This is a genomic window from Actinoplanes sp. NPDC026619 (genome assembly GCF_040638295.1).
Taxonomy (GTDB): Bacteria; Actinomycetota; Actinomycetes; order Mycobacteriales; family Micromonosporaceae; genus Actinoplanes.
Window position 1 is genome coordinate 19,491 of sequence record NZ_JBEZYA010000012.1, and the last position, 18,679, is coordinate 38,169.

13 protein-coding genes are annotated in these 18,679 nt (G+C 69.3%); 7 read left to right on the forward strand and 6 right to left on the reverse strand.

Annotated elements, in window-relative coordinates:
- Positions 1-42 precede the first annotated feature (42 nt).
- From hrpA to gsmA, 4 genes are all read right to left on the reverse strand, one after another.
- Entirely contained in the window at positions 43-3,969 is a 3,927-nt protein-coding gene (gene hrpA / locus AB0E90_RS25110; RefSeq protein ID WP_360410239.1) for an ATP-dependent RNA helicase HrpA, read from the reverse strand.
- A gap of 43 nt (positions 3,970-4,012) precedes the next feature.
- On the reverse strand, positions 4,013-4,792 hold the full coding sequence (locus tag AB0E90_RS25115) for an aldo/keto reductase (RefSeq protein ID WP_360410242.1): 780 nt from the start codon (positions 4,790-4,792) through the stop codon (positions 4,013-4,015).
- A gap of 7 nt (positions 4,793-4,799) precedes the next feature.
- Entirely contained in the window at positions 4,800-7,079 is a 2,280-nt protein-coding gene (locus tag AB0E90_RS25120) for an ATP-binding protein (protein WP_360410245.1), read from the reverse strand.
- Between the two features lie 68 nt (positions 7,080-7,147).
- Entirely contained in the window at positions 7,148-8,296 is a 1,149-nt protein-coding gene (gene gsmA / locus AB0E90_RS25125; protein WP_360410248.1) for a sporangiospore maturation cell wall hydrolase GsmA, read from the reverse strand.
- 227 nt (positions 8,297-8,523) lie between these two features.
- On the opposite strand from gsmA, the gene AB0E90_RS25130 reads away from it, so the two are divergent.
- Both AB0E90_RS25130 and AB0E90_RS25135 read left to right on the forward strand, forming a co-directional pair.
- Positions 8,524-9,462: a phosphatase PAP2 family protein gene (locus AB0E90_RS25130; RefSeq protein WP_360410251.1), complete on the forward strand. Its 939-nt coding sequence runs from the start codon at positions 8,524-8,526 to the stop codon at positions 9,460-9,462.
- An 83-nt stretch (positions 9,463-9,545) separates the two neighbouring features.
- Positions 9,546-10,085 carry a general stress protein gene (locus tag AB0E90_RS25135; RefSeq protein WP_360410904.1) on the forward strand — a complete coding sequence of 180 codons (540 nt, stop codon included), beginning with the start codon at positions 9,546-9,548 and terminating at the stop codon, positions 10,083-10,085.
- 54 nt (positions 10,086-10,139) lie between these two features.
- Here the strand turns inward: AB0E90_RS25135 and AB0E90_RS25140 are convergent, their stop codons facing one another.
- Entirely contained in the window at positions 10,140-10,919 is a 780-nt protein-coding gene (locus AB0E90_RS25140) for a SigB/SigF/SigG family RNA polymerase sigma factor (protein WP_360410254.1), read from the reverse strand.
- 235 nt (positions 10,920-11,154) lie between these two features.
- Here AB0E90_RS25140 and ppgK point away from each other — a divergent pair, with 235 nt between their 5' ends.
- Entirely contained in the window at positions 11,155-11,910 is a 756-nt protein-coding gene (gene ppgK / locus AB0E90_RS25145; protein WP_360410257.1) for a polyphosphate--glucose phosphotransferase, read from the forward strand.
- Between the two features lie 16 nt (positions 11,911-11,926).
- On the forward strand, positions 11,927-12,391 hold the full coding sequence (locus AB0E90_RS25150; protein ID WP_360410260.1) for a PPOX class F420-dependent oxidoreductase: 465 nt from the start codon (positions 11,927-11,929) through the stop codon (positions 12,389-12,391).
- Positions 12,392-12,481: 90 nt separating this feature from the next.
- Here the strand turns inward: AB0E90_RS25150 and AB0E90_RS25155 are convergent, their stop codons facing one another.
- Positions 12,482-13,069 (reverse strand): hypothetical protein, encoded by a 588-nt coding sequence (locus AB0E90_RS25155; protein ID WP_360410263.1) that lies wholly within the window; start codon positions 13,067-13,069, stop codon positions 12,482-12,484.
- Positions 13,070-13,583: 514 nt separating this feature from the next.
- Here AB0E90_RS25155 and AB0E90_RS25160 point away from each other — a divergent pair.
- From AB0E90_RS25160 to AB0E90_RS25170, 3 genes are read left to right on the forward strand one after another with little or no spacing between them, the layout of a single operon-like run.
- Positions 13,584-15,548, forward strand: a complete 1,965-nt coding sequence (locus AB0E90_RS25160) for an alpha-1,4-glucan--maltose-1-phosphate maltosyltransferase (RefSeq protein ID WP_360410266.1) — start codon at positions 13,584-13,586, stop codon at positions 15,546-15,548.
- A gap of 34 nt (positions 15,549-15,582) precedes the next feature.
- Positions 15,583-17,355 carry a maltose alpha-D-glucosyltransferase gene (gene treS / locus AB0E90_RS25165; protein WP_360410269.1) on the forward strand — a complete coding sequence of 591 codons (1,773 nt, stop codon included), beginning with the start codon at positions 15,583-15,585 and terminating at the stop codon, positions 17,353-17,355.
- A complete protein-coding gene (locus AB0E90_RS25170) occupies positions 17,352-18,677 on the forward strand; it encodes a maltokinase (protein ID WP_360410272.1) in 1,326 nt (441 codons plus the stop codon). The genes treS and AB0E90_RS25170 overlap by 4 nt, the downstream gene beginning before the upstream one ends.
- Positions 18,678-18,679: the final 2 nt, after the last annotated feature.

Here is an 18,679-nt window from a genome sequence, read left to right on the forward strand (position 1 = left end):
GAAGGGGGGTAACCGAACGGCACCCGAGCGCCTACGAGCCCGCTACGCCGGTAGTTGATCCATCGCCTTGAAGACCCTTTTGTCCGAAACCGGATAGGCGGTGCCGAGGGCCTGGGCGAAGAAGTTGATCCGCAGTTCCTCGATCATCCAGCGCACCGCGGTCATCTCCTCCGAGGGCGGCAGTTCCCCGCGGAGCTCCCGGAACTCGGCCTCGATCTCGTGGATCTGCGCCATCAGCTGCCGGTCGCGGGCGAGATTCGTGCCGAGCCGGTCGAGGCGGTAGTTGATCCCCCGCAGGTAGCGCGGCAGGTGGTGCAACTGCCGCCAGCCGGTCGCGGTCACGAAACCGGGGTAGACCAGCGCCTTGAGCTGCTGCCGGATGTCGGCCATCGCGGCCACCATCGCCGGGTTCTTGGTGCTGCTCAGCCGCTGCGACACCTCGTAGGCGGTGGCGAGGACCGCCTGCACCTGCGTCACGACGTTCGCAACGGCATCAACCAGATCTTCCCGTACGGCGTCACGCAGCGTCGCGAATGCCGGAGAAGACCAGGCCGGGCCGCCCGCATCGGCGACGAGCCGGTCCACGGCCGCCCCGGCGCAGTCGTCGAGCAGGTCGGCGATGGAGCGGTAGGGGTTGCCGCGGGACAGCTCGAGCTTGGCCCGGTTGTCGAGTCGCCCGCCCAGGTAACGTGCGGCCGGCGGCAGCGTCAGGAGCAGCAGTTTCCGGGTGCCGGCGATCATCGCGTCGTGCTGTTCCGGCTCGGTCTCGAAGACGCGTACGGCCACCGAGTCGCCCTCGTCGACCAGCGCCGGGTAGACGCTCACCTCGTACCCGCCGCGGAGCTGCTGAAGGCGTCGCGGCAGCGCGCCGAAGTCGTTGGTGGTGATCCCCCGCCGCTCGATGTTGCCGGCGGCGGCCGAGATGGTCTTCTGCACGGCCGGGGCGAGCGAGCGCCGCAGCACGTCGAGGTCGCGCTCCTCCCCCACGACCTTGTCGTTCTCGTCGATCACCCGGAAGTTCATCCGCAGATGCGCCGGCACCTGGTCGGGCCGCCACGCGTCGGCCGGCACGATGGCGCCGGTCAGCCGGCGCAGCTCGGTGCCGACCGCGTCGGGCAGCGATCCGCGCCGGGCCGGGACGCGGTCGAGCACCGCCTCGGCCCAGTCCGGAACCGGCACGAAGTTGGTGCGCAGCGCCTTGGGCAGAGCCCGGATCAGCGCGATCACCACGTCCTTGCGGAACCCGGGCACCGACCAGCCGAAGTCGTCGGCGTCGAGCTTGTTGAGCAGCGTCAGCGGAACCGTGACGGTCACGCCGTCGGCGGCCGAGTCGGGGTCGAAGGAGTAGACCAGCGGAAGCTTCACCCCGCCGGCCAGCCAGGCGTCCGGGAACGCGTTCGGGTCGACCGTGTCGCGCCCGGCGTTGACCAGCATTTCCCGGGTGAACGTGAGCAGGTCGGGATCGGTGTGCCGGGCTTTCTTCCACCACGAGTCGAAATGCCGCGCGGAAACGACGTCGGCCGGAATCCGCGCATCGTAAAGCGCATAGACCGTCTCGTCGTCGACCGCGATGTCGCGGCGGCGGGAGCGATTCTCGATCTCCTCGATGCGTTCGAGCAGAACACGATTCGCGTCGAAGAACTTGTGGTGCGTCTCCCAGTCGCCCTCGACCAGCGCGTGCCGGATGAACAGCTCGCGGCACAGCACCGGGTCGACCTTGGAATAGAGCACCCGCCGGCGCGGCACGATCGGCAGGCCGTAGAGCGTGACCTTCTCGAAGGCCATCACCGCGCCCTGCTTCTTTTCCCAGTGCGGCTCGCTGTAGGAGTGTTTGACCAGGTGAGGCGCGAGTTCCTCGGCCCATTCCGGCTCGATGCGGGCGTTCACCCGGCCCCACAGCCGGCTGGTCTCGACCAGTTCGGCCGACATCACCCAGCGCGGTTGCTTCTTGAACAGCGCCGAGCCGGGGAAGATCGCGAACTTGGCGCCGCGCGCGCCGAGGTACTCGCGCTTGTCGCCCTCCTTGAGACCGAGATGGCTCAGCAGGCCGGCGAGAAGAGCGGTATGGACATGGGCGCCCTCGGCGATTTCCTCGCGGTCCTCATCCAGAGTCAATCCGAGGGTACGGGCGACGTGCCGCAACTGCGAATAGATGTCCTGCCATTCGCGGACCCGCAGGTAGTTGAGGAATTCGGATCGGCAGAGCCGGCGGAATTGATTGCCGGACAGTTCCTGCTGTTTCTCGCGCAGATAGCGCCACAGATTGAGATAGCTGAAGAAGTCCGATTCCTTGTCGGTGAACCGGGCGTGCTTCTCGTCGGCCTGCTGCTGCTTCTCGGTGGGGCGTTCGCGCGGGTCCTGGATGGACAGCGCGGCCGCGATCACCATGACCTCGGCGACGCACTCCTGCTTGTCCGCCTCGATCACCATGCGGGCGAGCCGCGGGTCGACCGGCAGCTGGGCTAGCTGGCGGCCGAGCGGGGTGAGTTTGCGGTCGTCGAGCGCGCCCAGTTCCTCGAGGAGCTTCACACCGTCGTTGATGTTGCGGCGGTCCGGCGGGTCGATGAACGGGAACTTCGCGAGGTCACCGAGACCGAGATTGGTCATCTGCAGGATGACGCTGGCCAGGTTCGTGCGCAGGATCTCCGGCTCGGTGAACTCGGGCCGGGACTCGAAGTCCTCCTCCGAGTAGAGCCGGATGCAGATGCCGTCGGCGACCCGGCCGCAGCGGCCCTTGCGCTGGTTGGCGCTGGCCTGCGAGACCGGCTCGATCGGCAGCCGCTGCACCTTGAGCCGGCTGGAGTAACGGCTGATCCGGGCGCTGCCGGGGTCGATGACATAGCGGATGCCGGGCACGGTCAGCGAGGTCTCGGCGACGTTGGTGGCGAGCACCACCCGGCGCTGCGAGTGCCGCTCGAACACTTTGTGCTGCTCGGCGGCGGAGAGCCGGCCGTAGAGCGGGACGATGTCGGTGTTGCGCAGGTTGCGCTTGCCGAGCGCGTCGGCGGTGTCCCGGATCTCCCGCTCCCCGGAGAGGAAGACCAGGATGTCGCCGTCACCGTCGCGACCGAGCTCGTCGACCGCCTCGGCGATCCCGTCGACCTGGTCCATCGGCTCCTCGGTCTCCCCTTCCGACCGCCCCGCCGCCACCCTTGAAAGGTCTGAAGACTCCTCATGGGCATCCACCGAGACCAGAGGCCGATAACGAACCTCCACCGGGTACGTGCGGCCCGACACCTCGATGACCGGCGCGCCCCCGAAGTGCTCGGAGAACCGGGACGTCTCGATCGTCGCCGACGTGATGATCAGCTTGAGGTCGGGGCGGCGCGGCAGCAGCTCGCGCAGGTAACCGAGGATGAAGTCGATGTTGAGGCTGCGCTCGTGCGCCTCGTCGATGATCAGCGTGTCGTAGCGGTAGAGCATCCGGTCGTTCTGGATCTCGGCGAGCAGGATGCCGTCCGTCATGACCTTGACCATGGTCTGGTCGCTGACCTGGTCGGTGAAGCGCACCTTGTAACCCACCGTGGTGCCGAGCGGCCGGTCCAGCTCCTCGGCGATGCGCTCGGCCACGGTGCGGGCCGCGATCCGCCGCGGCTGGGTGTGCCCGATCTGGCCGCGCACCCCGCGACCGAGCTCCATGCAGATCTTGGGGATCTGGGTGGTCTTGCCGGAGCCGGTCTCGCCCGCCACGACCACGACCTGGTGGTCGCGGATCGCGGCGAGGATGTCGTCCTTGCGCTGGCTGACCGGCAGCGCCTGCGGGTAGGTGATCGGCGGGACGGAGGCGAGCTTGGCCTCGAGACGGCCGCGGGCGGCAGCCGCCTCGGTCTCGATCTCGGCCAGCACGACGGCGCGGGCCGCGTCGTCCCGGATCTTGCGGGTGCCGTCCAGCCGGCGCTGGAGCCGCCGTTCGTCCCGAGGGAGCAGGTCGGTCAGAAGGGCGCGGAGCGAGGCGGGTGTTATCGACATGGCGCAGCAAGAATAGGCGGAACGGGCGGCAAACGCCTGGTGATTATCGCCGCTTGGCGAGCCCGTCGACGGCGGCCATCTCGTCGGGTGACAGCTCGAAGCCGGTGACGTCGAAGTTGGTGGCGATCCGGGACTCCGAGGACGACTTGGGGATCACCACGATCTCGTGCTGCAGATGCCAGCGCAGCACCACCCGGGCCGGGTCGACGCCGTGCGCTCCGGCGATCTTGGTGAGGGCGGGATCGTGCAGGTTGGTGGTCTTGAACGGCGAGTAGCCCTCGACGACCACGCCCCGTGACCGGTGCTCGGCGACGAGCTCGGCGTCCCACAGCGTCGGGCCGAACCGGATCTGGTTGACCGCCGGCGTCACGCCGGTCGCCGACGCCAACTCGTCGATGTCCGAGACGTCGTAGTTCGACACGCCGATCGCCCGGGTCAGGCCGGCCTCCCGGAGCGCGACGAATTCCCGCCACACCGGGACGGACCGGCCCCGCGACGGCGGCCAGTGGATCAGCCACAGGTCGACGGCGTCCACCTGCAGCGCCCGCAGGCTCTCGTCGAGCGTCGCGCGCTCCTGGCCGGCCCGCTCCGGCGGCAGCTTGGTCGTGATGAACACCTGGTCGCGGGGCACGCCCGAGTCGGCCAGGGCGCGGCCGACCTCGGCCTCGTTGCCGTACATGGTGGCGGTGTCGATGTGCCGGTAGCCGGCGTCAAGGGCGGCGCGGACCGCCTTATAAGCCGAATCGCCCCGGATCTGCCAGGTGCCAAAGCCGAGCAAAGGCATTTCCAGGGCGTCATTCAGCGGTACGGCGGGAATGGTCATGACCCCATTATTCGTCAGCCGGATGGTGGTGCGGCACGGGCGAGCGCAGCCGGGTGCCGGCCGGGTCGCCGCCGGACGGGGCCGACGACGGCAGCGCGCTCAGCCCCGGCAGCGCCGCGTGCTCGATGGCGGCCCGTTCGGCGAGCGCCCGCTCCAGCTTGGCGCGGGCCTCGTCGTCGTCGGTCGTTTTCTTCGCCGGTCGAAGCTTCATGGCGTACTCCTCCAATGGCAGGGTGAAGTGGAAGCGCGTCCCTCCGCCAGGGTTGTCGGCGACGCCGATCTCCCCGCCGTGGCGCTCCACGATGCGTTTGCAGATGGCCAGGCCGAGCCCGGTGCCGGCATAGCCGGCGCCGGCGTGGGCCCGGTGGAACTGTTCGAAGACAGCCGGTTTCTCCGCATCCGGGATCCCGATGCCGCGGTCGGCGACCGAGATCCGGGCCCAGCCATCGGCGGCCGGCGCGGCGCTGACGTCGACCCGGGCCACCGCGCCGGGGCGGACGTACTTGAGGGCGTTACCGATCAGGTTGTCCAGAACATGCCGCAGCATCACCGGATCGGCCTCGACGATCGGCATCTCGCCGATGCATACCAGCGGTTCGCCGCCGACCGGCAGATTGCGGTCCTGCACCACGTCGTTGGCCAGGGCGGCCAGGTCGACCGCCGCCGGCGACAACGGGGCGTCCCGGGCGGTCGTGTAGGCCAGGAGCGTGTCGATCATCGCGCCCATCCGGTCGACCGCCCGGATGATCCGCAGGAGCGACTCCGCCGGGTCGCCGAGCCCGTCGGCGAGCGACTCGGTGGCCGCTTCGCAGTGGCCGCGCACGACGGTGAGCGGCGCCTTGAGGTCGTGCGCCACCACCCCGGCGAACACCGCCAGGTCGTTCTCGTAGCGGCGCAGCTCGGTGATGTCGTGGAAGACCGCGACCGCGCCGCGCTGCCCGGCGCTCGGGTCTAGCGGCCGGCCGTCGACGCTGATCAGGATCCCCTCGGGCCGCCCCGGGTTGCGGACCAGCATCTCCACCCCGTCGCAGCTCTCGCCGGCCAGCGCCCGCATCAGCGGCAGCTCGTCGTGCGGAAACGGAGTCTTCCCGTCCGGCCGGAACAGCCCGTAGTACTGCTGCCAGCCGTCCGGGACCGCCGGCTCCTCGTCGATGCCGAGCAGGTTCCGGGCGGCCGGGTTGTGCAGCAGGAACTCACCCTTCTCGTCGACCACCCCGACGCCGTCGCCGATGCTGGTCATCACGGCGCCGAGCAGCCCGGCCTGCCGCCCCAGCTCGGCGGTGGCGGCCCGCACCCGGGCCATCGCGCGGGTGCGGGCGGTGGCCAGCACGTAGACGAGACCGGCCAGCGCCAGCGTGATGGCGATCCCGCCGAGAAGCACGGTCATCGGGAGGCTGCTGCGGGCGCCGGGCAGGTTCCGGGAGTCGGCCCGGACGGTCAGGGTCCATTCGTCGTCGGCGACCTCGAGCAGGCTCTGCCGTTCCAGGTCGGGCCGGCCGGGCACGACGTAGCGGGCCACCGCCGGCTGGGTGCCGTCGTCGTTGGTGGCGAGCAGTTCGCCGTCGAGCTGGCCCTGGCTGACCGTGGCGAGCACGCCGGACAGGAAGTCCTGGCCGCGCAGGCCGAGCACGAGCCAGCCGCGGAACTGCGGGTCGGCGGTGCGCGGCCACATCGGCGCGGCGAAGACGAACGAGTGCTGCCGCTGGCCGGCGGGCAGGTTGCGGTCACGCAGCAGGACGTACGTGTCGGAGACGGTCGGCGTGCTCATCCGGCGCGAGTCGACCAGCGCCGCGGCGGGCTCGGCCGCGGCGGCCAGGTCGATGCCGACCGGCGGCGGCCCGTCGGCGTGGCGCAGCCCGCGCGCGAAGACCGTGAAGTAGTGCTCCGTGGCACCGGCCACCGGCCGCAGCGCGAGGCCGTCGGCGCCGCGCGAACGCCACAGCTTCTGCACGGCCGGGATCTGGGCGTCGGTGGCGGGCACGACGAACGCGACGCTGGCCGTGCCCTTGAGCCCGGCCGAGTCCAGCGTCGACGTGGCCGCGTCGAAGTCTTCCCAGTTCATCTGCGAGTCGGTGGCCAGGCCGGCGGCGGTGGCCTCGAGCAGCGAGCGGTACCGCTCGGTCTCGGTCAGCACGGCGGACTTCGCCATCGCGGCTCGCTGGTCCATGACTCGTTCGGCGTTCTCCCGTTGCGCGGCGCGCAGGCCGGCCACGATCAGCCCGGTCGTGGTCAGGCCCAAGATGATCACAGCGATGGTGAGCAGCGGTCCGGACCACCATCTCCTCACCAATATGAGCGTAATACGCAAATCGCCCCCGTCTGCCGGTTCGGCGGACGGGGGCGAAATAGCGGAAACTACTTCCAGGTGTCGTACTGGTAGAGGTTGTAGCTCGCCATCAGCGTGGTGATCTTCGTGTAGTAGTTCGGGTCGGTCGCGTAGCCGGCCTTCCACACCGTCCAGATGAACTTGTTCGCGTCCTTGGTGTAGGCGAACGCCGGTTTGTAACGGCTGTTCACCCGCAGGAAGTTGCCGTGGTCGCGGAACGAGTGGCCCATCGTGGCGTAGGTCCGGAAGGTCGCCGTCGTCGAGAAACAGGTGCCGGCCGCGGTGCACTCGGTGGTGACGTAGTCGTGGCAACCGCTGGCGAGCGTCCCGTACTTACCGCTCTGGCACTTGATCCCGAAGTAGTTACGGTCGGTGGTCGACAGGCCACTACGGCCCCAGCCCGACTCGAGGATCGCCTGCCCGATCGTCACCGAGGCCGGCACGCCGAACTCCCGCCAGCCCTGCTGCGCGCCCGCCACCGACGCCGCCAGGAACTGCTCCGGCGTGATCGGCGGGGTGGTGTTCGGCGGGGTGAGCGAGGCGCCCGGGCAGAGCGTCAGCGTCGGCGTCACCACGTAGGCGTGCGAGATGTAACCGCCGTCGGTGAGCCGGTTCCACTGCGTGGTCGTGCGCACCGTGCCGGACACCTGGGTGCCCACCACGCCGCACACACCCTGCACGGTCGCGCCGTTACCGAGCGACCGCTTGACCGGCGCGGTGGTGCTCGGCGCCGTCCGCACGTTCACCGAGCCGTCGGCGCTGCGCACCGTACCGATCTTGTAAGTCACGGTCGCCGGCTTCGGCTTCGGCTTCGCCTTTGCCGGTGCCGCCTGCGGCGAGGTGGTCGCGCATTTCGGCACGGTCCGGCCGGTCCGGATGTACGCGTGGGTGACGTAAGCGCCGTTGACCAGCCGGTCCCACTGGGTCGTGGTGCGCACCGGGCCACGGACCGACGGGCCGGTGACCGCGCAGGCGAGGGTGACCTTCTGGTTGTCCGCCAGCGTGCCCACCACCGCGGAGGCGAGCGTCGGGCTCTGTCGCATCTTCAGCGGCGCGCTGTTCACGTCGACTGTCGCGGCCACCCCAGCGGCCTCGGCCGGCGCTGCCACCAGCAGGCCGCCACCGGCGGCGAGCACCAGTAACGGCGCAGCCAGAAGTCGTCGGGTGTTGAACCCCATGGAAACGTCCCCCTCGTCTCGGCCTACGTACTCGTACGAAGATCGCGAGAGGGCGTTGCGAGGCAAGAGCGATGCCGGTAGCGGCTGAGTTGCCAACGTCACCGGTTGGGGCGGCCGCGTCCCTGTGAAACGGGTGAGACTTGTGCGAAAGTGCGCTTGAAAACGCACAGTTTTGGGCAAACGGCTTCCGTCTTCGACACCCGCCGCAGCAGGGAGGACTTCCGCCGATGACGGCCCTGGCGTCCCGTACCGAATCCGCGCCCGCCGCCGCCCCCTCGGCGCGCGGTGGCGCCGGCCATACGCTGGTCCCCCTCGGGGTCGCGATCCTGGCCGCCGCCGGGGTCGCCGCCCTCTACCGCGTCTTCGTGCTGACCTCGCTCGGCCAGCACACCGACACCGCCGCCATGCAGGGCGGCGACGTGCACCACGCGCGGGTCGTCGACGTGCTCAGCCGCACGCTGAACGGCACCACGCTGGTCAGCCTCGTCGCGGTCTGCCTGGCCGCCGTCACGATCGGGGTGTTGCGCAAGCGCATCGACCTGGCGATCGGCGCGACCGTGCTCGTGCTCGGCGCGAACGGCAGCTCCCAGCTGCTGAAGATGTATCTGGCCCGGCCCGATTACGACGGCCTGACCACCCCCAACTCGTTCCCGAGCGGGCACACCGCGGCCGCCGCCTCGGTCGCCGCCGCGCTGATCCTGGTGCTGCCGCAGGCGGTCCGCGGCATGGTCGCGCTGATCGGCGCCGGCTACGTCACCGTCATCGCGATCGCCACCGTGTGGGCCGAGTGGCACCGCCCCAGCGACACGGTCGCCGCGGTGCTGCTGGTGCTGGCCTGGTCGTCGCTGTCCGCCTTCGGCATCCGGCTGTTCCGCGCCCGCCGCCCGCACCCGGCCGAACGGCAGAGCCGGGTCGGTTCCGGCGTGCTGGCGGTCGTGACCGTGGTGGCCGGCGCCGCGGGCGTCCTCGGCCTGATCGCGGTGGCCATGTCCGAGCGTGTCACGCCCGACCTGGTCTCCGGCCGGTTCGCGTTCCTGACCGGCTCGGCCGGCTGCGCCGCCGCGGTGGCCGGCGCATTTCTGATCTGGGTGCGGCTGACCTCCGGCGAACGTCCGGTAGCCGCACCGAAGGCGGCCCCTCGCCGCCGCAAAGGAGGTACGAAGTGACTGCCCCGTTCGACAAGACCGATAGCGCCCCCACCGCCCCGATCCCCACCGCTCCCCCGGCAGACAACGCCCCGACCGCCCCGATCCCGACCCCCTCCACCCAGATTCCGCCCGGCCCCGGTGGCGCCGTGCCGAGTCTGCCCGCGCAGGCCGCGGCCGCCCCCGGCGTGCCCACCGAGGTCGTCGGCACCTACCCCGACTACGCGATGGCCCAGCAGGCGGTCGACCACCTGTCCGACAACAAGTTCCCGGTCGAGCGGACCGCGATCATCGGCACCGACCTGCGCCTGGTGGAGAACGTCCTGGGCCGGCTCACCACCGGCCGGGCCGCCCTCGCCGGCGCGGCCAGCGGCGCCTGGTTCGGCCTGTTCATCGGCCTGCTGTTCGGCATCTTCAGCGACTCCGGCTGGTTCGGCGTCATCGTGGTCTGCCTGCTGATCGGCGCGGCCTGGGGCGCCATCTTCGGCGCGATCGCGCACGCCGCCACCGGCGGCCGCCGCGACTTCGCCTCGCGCAGCTCCCTGCAGGCCGGCCAGTACGCGGTGACCTCCGACGCCGAGTTCGCCGACCAGGCCCGCCAGCTCCTGATCCAGCTCAACTGGCGAGCCAGCGGCGCTGAATAGGCACGTGAAGAAGGGCGCTCCGGGATGTCCCGAAGCGCCCTTTTTGCTGTTTCCTCAGAAGCCGGCGTTGAGTTCGTTGCGCAGCTTGGCCAGTGCCCGGGTCAGCAGACGCGACACGTGCATCTGGGAGATGCCGATCTGGTCGGCGATCTGCGACTGGGTCAGGTTGCCGTAGAACCGCAGGGTCAGGATCTTCTGCTCACGATCGTTGAGCGTCGCCATCGCCGGGCCGAGCGCCACCCGGGTCTCGGCCAGCTCGTACTCCTGGTCGAGGCCGCCGAGCGTGTCGCCCAGTTCGGTGGTGCCGTCGGAGGAGATCGGCGTGCTGAGCGAGGTGGCGTTGTAGGCGCGGGCGCCTTCCAGGCCTTCGAGGACTTCTTCCTCGGTGATGCCCAGGTGCACGGAGATGTCGGCGACCGTCGGGGAACGGCCCAGCGAGTGGGTCAGGGTGCTGTTGGCCTCGGTGATCGCCAGGCGGAGTTCCTGCAGCCGGCGGGGCACGCGCACGGACCAGGTGCGGTCGCGGAAGTGGCGCTTGATCTCGCCGATGATGGTCGGGATCGCGTAGCCGGCGAAGTCGACGCCGCGCTCGGGATCGAACTTGTCGACGGCTTTGATCAGGCCGACGGTGGCGGTCTGGATGAGGTCGTCGGTGGGCTCGCCGCGGCCGGAGTAGCGGTTGGCGAGGTGCCGGGCCAGCGGCAGCCAGGCCTCGATGGCGGCGTCCCGCAGCCGGCCGCGGGCCGGCTCGGCGGCGGGCACGGCGGCCAGCGCGACCAGCAGCTCGGAGGCGCTTTCCGGCACCGTGCCGTGTTTCGTTCTCGGTGGGGTCATGGTCTGGAACATGTAGGTCTCTCCATCAGCGGGCAGAGAGCCGTGCCCGCACGCGGCGACCGTTCGATGCCCTCCACGTTAGCCACAAAGACTAGGTGACACTAGCCGAAAGTATGAGTCACTCACGTCGAATGACCGACCCACACGTGGCCAGGGTGACGTGAGCGAGGATTCAAGGTCGGTCCCCCGTGGTAAACAGCGGGAAACATTCGTCAAGAAGCGGACGGGAACTCAGATGGCCATCCTCGGCATCGACATCGGCGGCTCCGGCGTGAAGGGGGCGCCGGTCGACACGGTCGCGGGCGATCTGCTCGCCGAGCGTTTCCGCGTGCCCACGCCGCAGCCCAGTGACGTGACCAGCGTGGTCGAGGCGGCCGCCGAGGTCGCCGGCCAGTTCGACGGCTTCGACCGGGTCGGCATCACCTTCCCCGGCGTGGTGGTCGACGGCGTGACCCGCACGGCGGCCAACGTCGACAAGTCCTGGCTCGACGCACCTGCGGCCCAGTTGTTCAGCGAGCGCCTCGGCAAGCCGGTCACGGTGCTCAACGACGCCGACGCGGCCGGCGCGGCCGAGGTGGCCTTCGGGGCGGGCCGCGATCAGCGCGGCCTGATCATGATGCTGACCTTCGGCACCGGCATCGGCAGCGCGCTGTTCCTCGACGGCGTCCTGATCCCCAACACCGAGTTCGGCCACCTCGAGCTCGACGGCAAGGACGCCGAGCTGCGTGCCTCCGACCGGGCTCGCGAGGCCGACGACATGAGCTGGGAGAAGTGGGCCGGGCGGGTGGAGGATTACCTCCGCCACGTGGAGATGCTGCTCTCCCCGCGGCTGTTCATCATCGGCGGCGGCGTCAGCAAGAAGTCCGACAAATTCTTTCCGCTGATCGACATCCGCACCCCGATGGTCCCGGCCACCCTGCTCAACAACGCCGGCATCATCGGCGCGGCGGTCGCCGCCAAGCAGGCGGCCGTGATTCCGGTCGGCGCCTGAGACCCTGGAGACAACGTTGCCTCGCACTATTGCCACCAACACCACGGTCGGCCGGGAGGAGCTGCTGGAATTCATCCGGCCGCGCCACCACGCGATCCTGATGACCACCCGCCGCGACGGCCGCCCGCAGGCGTCACCGAACACGTGCGGCGTCGACACCGACGGCCGGATCGTCGTCTCCACCTACCCCGACCGGGTCAAGGCGACCAACATCCGGCGCAACCCGCTGGTGTCGGTGTGCGTGCTCTCCGAGGAGTTCGGCGGGGCCTGGGTGCAGGTCGACGGCGTCGCCGAGGTGATCGACCTGCCGGACTCGGTCGAGCCCCTGGTGGAGTATTTCCGATGCATCTCCGGCGAGCACCCGGACTGGGACGAATATCGCCAGGCGATGCGTGACCAGGGCAAATCCCTCATCCGCATTACCATCGAGCGGTGGGGTCCGATCGCCACCGGCGGCTTCCCGGCCCGGCTGGCCGAGTAGAAGGACAAGAAAAGGCTGAGTAGAAGGACAAGAAAAGGCCGGCGCCGTGAACCAGGGCGCCGGCCTTCTTTCTTGGGGGGTCTTCAGGTATCAGGCCTCTTCGAGAGCGGCGACCTCATGCTCCACGCCGAGCAGGTAGCGCAGCGTGTCGCGGTGCATGGCGGCGACCGGCTCGAGCAGGTCCGGGTGGCGCAGCAGCACCGCCGCGTCCTGGTCGCGCTGGTCCGGGTCGAGCAGCCGGCGGAACTCGTTGGGCAGGCCACCGGCCCGGCGCGGGTGCGGGCGGGGACGCTCGTCGAGCGAGGGCGGGATGGCCGCGGCCACCGCGTCGACGCCCTTGCGGGCCAGCATCGGGTCGGCCAGCAGGCAGGCCGCCCAGCTCACCACGACCTCGTCGACCCAGGTGCGCCAGCCCTCCTCCTCGGCCTCCTCGTCGTCCGGCTCGCAGCCGACACGCCAGTCGAGGACCGCCGAGCCGCCCGGGCCGGCGATCGCGACCAGCGCCGCGTCCATCTCGGTGGGGTAGCGCAGCCAGGCCGCGACCGTGACCGCCTGCCGGGCCTGCAGCTCGGACAGCGTGTGGGCGATGGTGTCGGGGGAGCCCGCCGGGTAGGCGCGTGACAGCCAGTGGGTGCTGGCAGCGATCACGGGCGAGAGCTCGACAGACGGTCCGGCCACAAGTTGCTCCTGGAGAGTCGGGCGCAGCTCCGGTCGAGCGGCGTCAGGGGATACCTCGGCCGCTGCGGGGCCCGACTTGAGCGGGGTCACCGGGATGGGACCGCACGGCAACCGATGCGCTCCCCGGCGCCGCGTGGTGACCCTCGGGGCAGCCGATCCGCAACCGGATGCGACCCGTCCGCACGGCCGGACCAGTCCCATACGTGAAACAGGAGGGGACTGTGTTGCGGTTGTGGAAGCCCGACGCCGTACCGGAAAAGGAACTTGATTTTGCTGGCCGGTAACGTGCTGATGATCAGACCGCGGAAAAATCTACGGGTGCTGATCCGGGGTGAACTGTCGAATTTCACCGGAGACGCACGACCGCTCCTGGACGAGCCGGCCTGAGCGCTCTCCGGTAGGTTTAACGCATCGGCTCGCCGCCGTTTGCGGAGCCTCCCAACGGAGAAGTATGCCCTTACGGCGGTCTCAGTTCGCCGCGCCCGCGCCCGCCCCGCTGACTACGGTGGAGATCATGACCGGTCGTTTCCCCATCGAGGACGTAACGCCCTCGGTTTCCTGCGGTCGATACCCAGCCAAGGCTGTCGTCGGAGAATTCGTCCCGGTCTCCGCGACGTCCTATCGCGAAGGACACCACGCCCTCGGCGTGAACGTGGTATGGCGTGGCCCCGATGGCGAGACCGAGCCGTTCACGCGCATGCGACCGGGCGAACCGGGCCTCGACCAGTGGCACGGCGTGATCCGTCCCGACCGGGTCGGCCGGTGGACGTTCACCGTGGAGGCGTTCGAGGATCCGTATCGGACCTGGCGCGACGCGGTAGTCAAGAAGATCGGCGCCGGCCAGGGTCTGGAAGACCTCGCGAACGATCTGGCCGAGGGCGCCGACGTGCTCGACCTGGCCACCAAGATCGTGCCGCACGAGGACGAGGAACGGGTCCGCAACGCCGCGGCCGTCCTGCGCGACGAGCAGCAGTCGCTGTTCGCCCGGGTCTCCCCCGCGCTCGACCTGGAAGATCTGCTCTGGCAGTACCCGGTGCGTTTCCAGGTGACGACCACCCGGTCCTATGCGGTCTGGGTCGACCGTCAGCGCGCTCTCTATTCCGCGTGGTACGAATTCTTCCCCCGCTCCGAGGGCGCCGAGATCGGCCCGGACGCGACGCCGATCAAGCACGGCAATTTCGCCACCGCGGCCAAGCGGATCCCGGCGGTCGCGGCTATGGGCTTCAACGTGCTCTATCTGCCGCCGATCCACCCGATCGGCAAGGTCAACCGCAAGGGCCGCAACAACACGCTGGTCGCGCGGCCGGTCGACGTCGGCTCCCCGTGGGCGATCGGCTCCGACGAGGGCGGCCACGACGCGATCCACCCCGACCTCGGCGACCTCGAGGACTTCCGGCACTTCATCAAGATCGCGCAGGACAACGGCCTCGAGATCGCGATGGACCTGGCGCTGCAGGTCGCTCCCGACCACCCCTGGGTCAAGTCGCACCCCCAGTTCTTCACGACAAAGGCCGACGGCACGATTGCGTACGCCGAGAACCCGCCCAAGAAATACCAGGACATCTACCCGCTGAACTGGGATAACGACTACCGCGGCCTGCGTGACGAGGTCTACCGCGTGGTCCGGCACTGGGTGGACAACGGTGTCAAGATCTTCCGGGTCGACAACCCGCACACCAAGGCGCTCAATTTCTGGCAGTGGCTGATCGCCAAGGTCAAGGAGACCGACCCGGACGTGCTGTTCCTGGCCGAGGCGTTCACCCGGCCGGCCATGATGAACGGTCTCGGCAAGATCGGCTTCACCCAGTCGTACACGTACTTCACCTGGCGCACCACCGCCTGGGAGATGCGCGAATACATGGGCCAACTGCTCGAGACGGCCGACTGGATGCGCCCGAACTTCTGGCCCAACACCCCCGACATCCTGCACGAGGCGCTGCAGCACGGCGGCCCGCCGATGTTCAAGATCCGGGCGGTCCTGGCCAGCATGCTCACGCCGTCCTGGGGCATGTATGCGGGGTACGAACTCTTCGAACACGTGGCCCGGCCCGGCGCCGAAGAATACGTGGACAACGAGAAGTTCGAGCTCAAGCCACGTGACTGGGCAGAGGCGGAGCGCACCGGCCGGTCCCTCGCCCCGTACATCACCCGGCTCAACCGGATCCGGAACGAGAACCCGGCTCTGCACTGGCTGCGCAACCTGCGCTTCCACGAGGTCGACAACGGGGCACTCCTGGTCTTTTCCAAGCGTGACCCCGAGACCGGAAATACCGTTCTGATTGTCGTCTCCTTCGACTCCAGCAATGTTCAGTGGGGCAACACCACACTGAACATGCCGGAACTCGGCATGGACTGGCACGAACGGTTCACGGTGGTCGATGAGATCACCGGCGCCACGTACGAGTGGGGCCAGCACAACGCCGTCCGGATCGACCCGTACGTCGAGCCGGCCCACGTGTTCGTGTTGCAGCGCAATTGATTCAAGTTCCAGCGGGTGGGTAGGTGGGAAGCTAATGGACCTGACTGAAGATCTCGAACCGGCTGAGTACGATCCGGCAGAGGGCAGCCACGTCGAGGACGGTGTGGTCGAGCATCCCAATGCTGAGGACTTCGGCCACGCCCGCACGTTGCCCGCTGACGCGACGTGGTTCCAGCGGGCGGTGTTCTACGAGGTCCTGGTCCGCGCGTTCTACGACTCCTCGTCGGACGGCTCCGGCGACCTGCGTGGCCTGATCGAGCGGCTCGACTACCTGCAGTGGCTGGGCGTCGACTGCCTCTGGCTGCCGCCGTTCTACCAGTCGCCGCTGCGTGACGGCGGGTACGACATCAGCGACTTCTACCGGGTGCTGCCGGAGTTCGGCACGGTGGAGGATTTCGTGGCGCTGCTCGACGCGGCCCACAAGCGCGGCATCCGGGTGATCACCGACCTGGTCATGAACCACACCTCCGACCAGCACGCCTGGTTCCAGGAGTCCCGCCGCGACCCCGACGGGCCGTACGGCGACTTCTACGTGTGGAGCGACACCAGCGAGAAGTACCAGGACGCCCGGGTCATCTTCGTCGACACCGAGGAGTCGAACTGGACGTTCGACCCGGTCCGGCGGCAGTTCTTCTGGCACCGGTTCTTCTCCCACCAGCCCGACCTCAACTACGACAACCCGGCCGTGCAGGAGGCGATGCTCGACGTCCTGCGCTTCTGGCTGGACATCGGGATCGACGGTTTCCGGCTGGACGCGGTGCCTTACCTGTACGAGCGGGAGGGCACCAACGGGGAGAACCTCCCGGAGACCCACGCATTCCTCAAGCACTGCCGCAAGGTGATCGACGACGAGTTCCCGGGCCGGGTGCTGCTGGCCGAGGCGAACCAGTGGCCGGCCGACGTGGTGGAGTATTTCGGCGACCCGCGCTCCGGCGGCGACGAGTGCCACATGGCGTTCCACTTCCCGCTGATGCCGCGCATCTTCATGGCGGTCCGCCGCGAGTCCCGCTTCCCGATCTCCGAGATCATGGCCCAGACACCGGCCATCCCGGACAACTGCCAGTGGGGCATCTTCCTGCGTAACCACGACGAGCTGACCCTCGAGATGGTCACCGACGAAGAGCGCGACTACATGTACGGGGAGTACGCCAAGGACCCGCGCATGAAAGCCAACGTCGGCATCCGGCGGCGGCTGGCCCCGCTGCTGGAAAATGACCGCAACCAGATGGAGCTGTTCACCGCCCTGCTGCTGTCGCTGCCCGGTTCGCCGGTGCTCTATTACGGCGACGAGATCGGCATGGGCGACAACATCTGGCTCGGTGACCGCGACGGCGTGCGCACCCCGATGCAGTGGACCCCGGACCGCAACGCCGGCTTCTCCACCGCCAACCCCGGCCGGCTCTACCTACCGGCCAACCAGGACCCGGTGTACGGCTATCAGGCGGTAAACGTCGAGGCCCAGCGCGACAGTGCGACGTCCCTGCTCAACTGGACCCGTACGATGCTGGCCGTGCGACGCCGCCACGACGCGTTCGCCGTCGGCACGTTCCGCGAGCTCGGTGGGTCGAACCCGTCGGTGCTGGCCTACCTGCGCGAGAACGGCGACGACGTCGTGTTGTGCGTCAACAACCTGTCGCGCTTCCCGCAACCGATCGAGCTCAACCTGCAGCACTGGAACGGTTACACCCCGGTGGAGCTGACCGGCCACGTGAACTTCCCGCGTATCGGCCAGTTGCCGTACCTTCTGACGCTCCCCGGGCACGGCTTCTACTGGTTCCAGCTGTGCAGGTCCGAGGAGAAGCAATGACGCTGCCCTTCGCCGAGTGGCTGCCGCAACAGCGCTGGTACGCGGGCAAGGCCCGCACCCTGTCGTCGGTCAAGGAGGCGTCGTCGACCAAGCTCGGCGACAACCTCGACCTGGTCCTGGTCGACGTGGAGTACACCGACGGCAGCTCCGAGCGTTACCAGGTGATAGTGGCGTGGGACAACCGGCCGCTGGCCGAGTTCCACAACGTCGCCACCATCGGCACGGTCGAGGGCCGCACCGGTTACGACGCGCTCTACGACCCGGGCGCCGCGCGCCACCTGCTGTCGCTGGTCGCCGGCGGCATCTCGGTCGGTGACGTGGTCTTCCAGCCCGAACCGGACGTGGTCTTCCCCGGCGACGACGTGTGGCCGCGGGTCTTCGACGCCGAGCAGAGCAACACCAGCGTGATCTTCGGCGAGGACGCGATCCTCAAGGTCTTCCGCCGCGTCTCCACCGGCATCAACCCCGACATCGAGCTGAACCAGGTGCTGGGCCGGCGGGGCAACCCGCACGTGGCCCGGCTGATGGGCTCGTTCGAGACCACCGAGAGCGGCGAGCCGTGCCCGCTGGGCATGGTGACCGCGTTCGCCGGCAACTCGGCCGAGGGCTGGGCGATGGCCACGGCCAGCGCCCGCGACCTGTTCGCCGACGCCGAGATGGGCGCCGACGAGGTCGGCGGCGACTTCCAGGGCGAGTCCTACCGTCTCGGCGAGGCGGTCGCGTCGGTGCACGCCGATCTGGCCGCCGACCTGGGTTCCGGCCCGGCCCCGTTCCCGCTCGACGCGGTTCTGGTCCGGCTGCGCGAGGCGGCCAACTCGGTGCCCGAACTCCAGCAGTTCGTGCCGACCGTCGAGGCGCAGTTCCGGGCGCTCGACGGCGAGCAGGTCACGGTCCAGCGGGTGCACGGCGACCTGCACCTCGGTCAGGTCCTGCGCACCCCCGGCGAATGGCTGCTGATCGACTTCGAGGGCGAGCCCGGGGTGCCGCTCGACCAGCGGCGCCTGCCCGACTCGCCGCTGCGCGACATCGCCGGTGTGCTGCGCAGCTACGAATATGCCGCCTATCAGCTGCTCGTCGACTCGGACGACGAGGAACATCTCGCCGCGCGAGCCCGCGAGTGGGTGGACCGCAACCGGGCCGCCTTCTGCGACGGTTACGCGCATGCGTCGGGCTTCGACCCGCGCACGCAGGGTGCGCTGCTCGCGGCGTACGAACTGGACAAGGCGGTCTACGAGGCCGCGTACGAAGCCCGGCACCGGCCCGGATGGCTGCGCATCCCGCTGCGGTCCATCTCGCGCCTGGTCGGCCGAACCTCTCTCTAAGG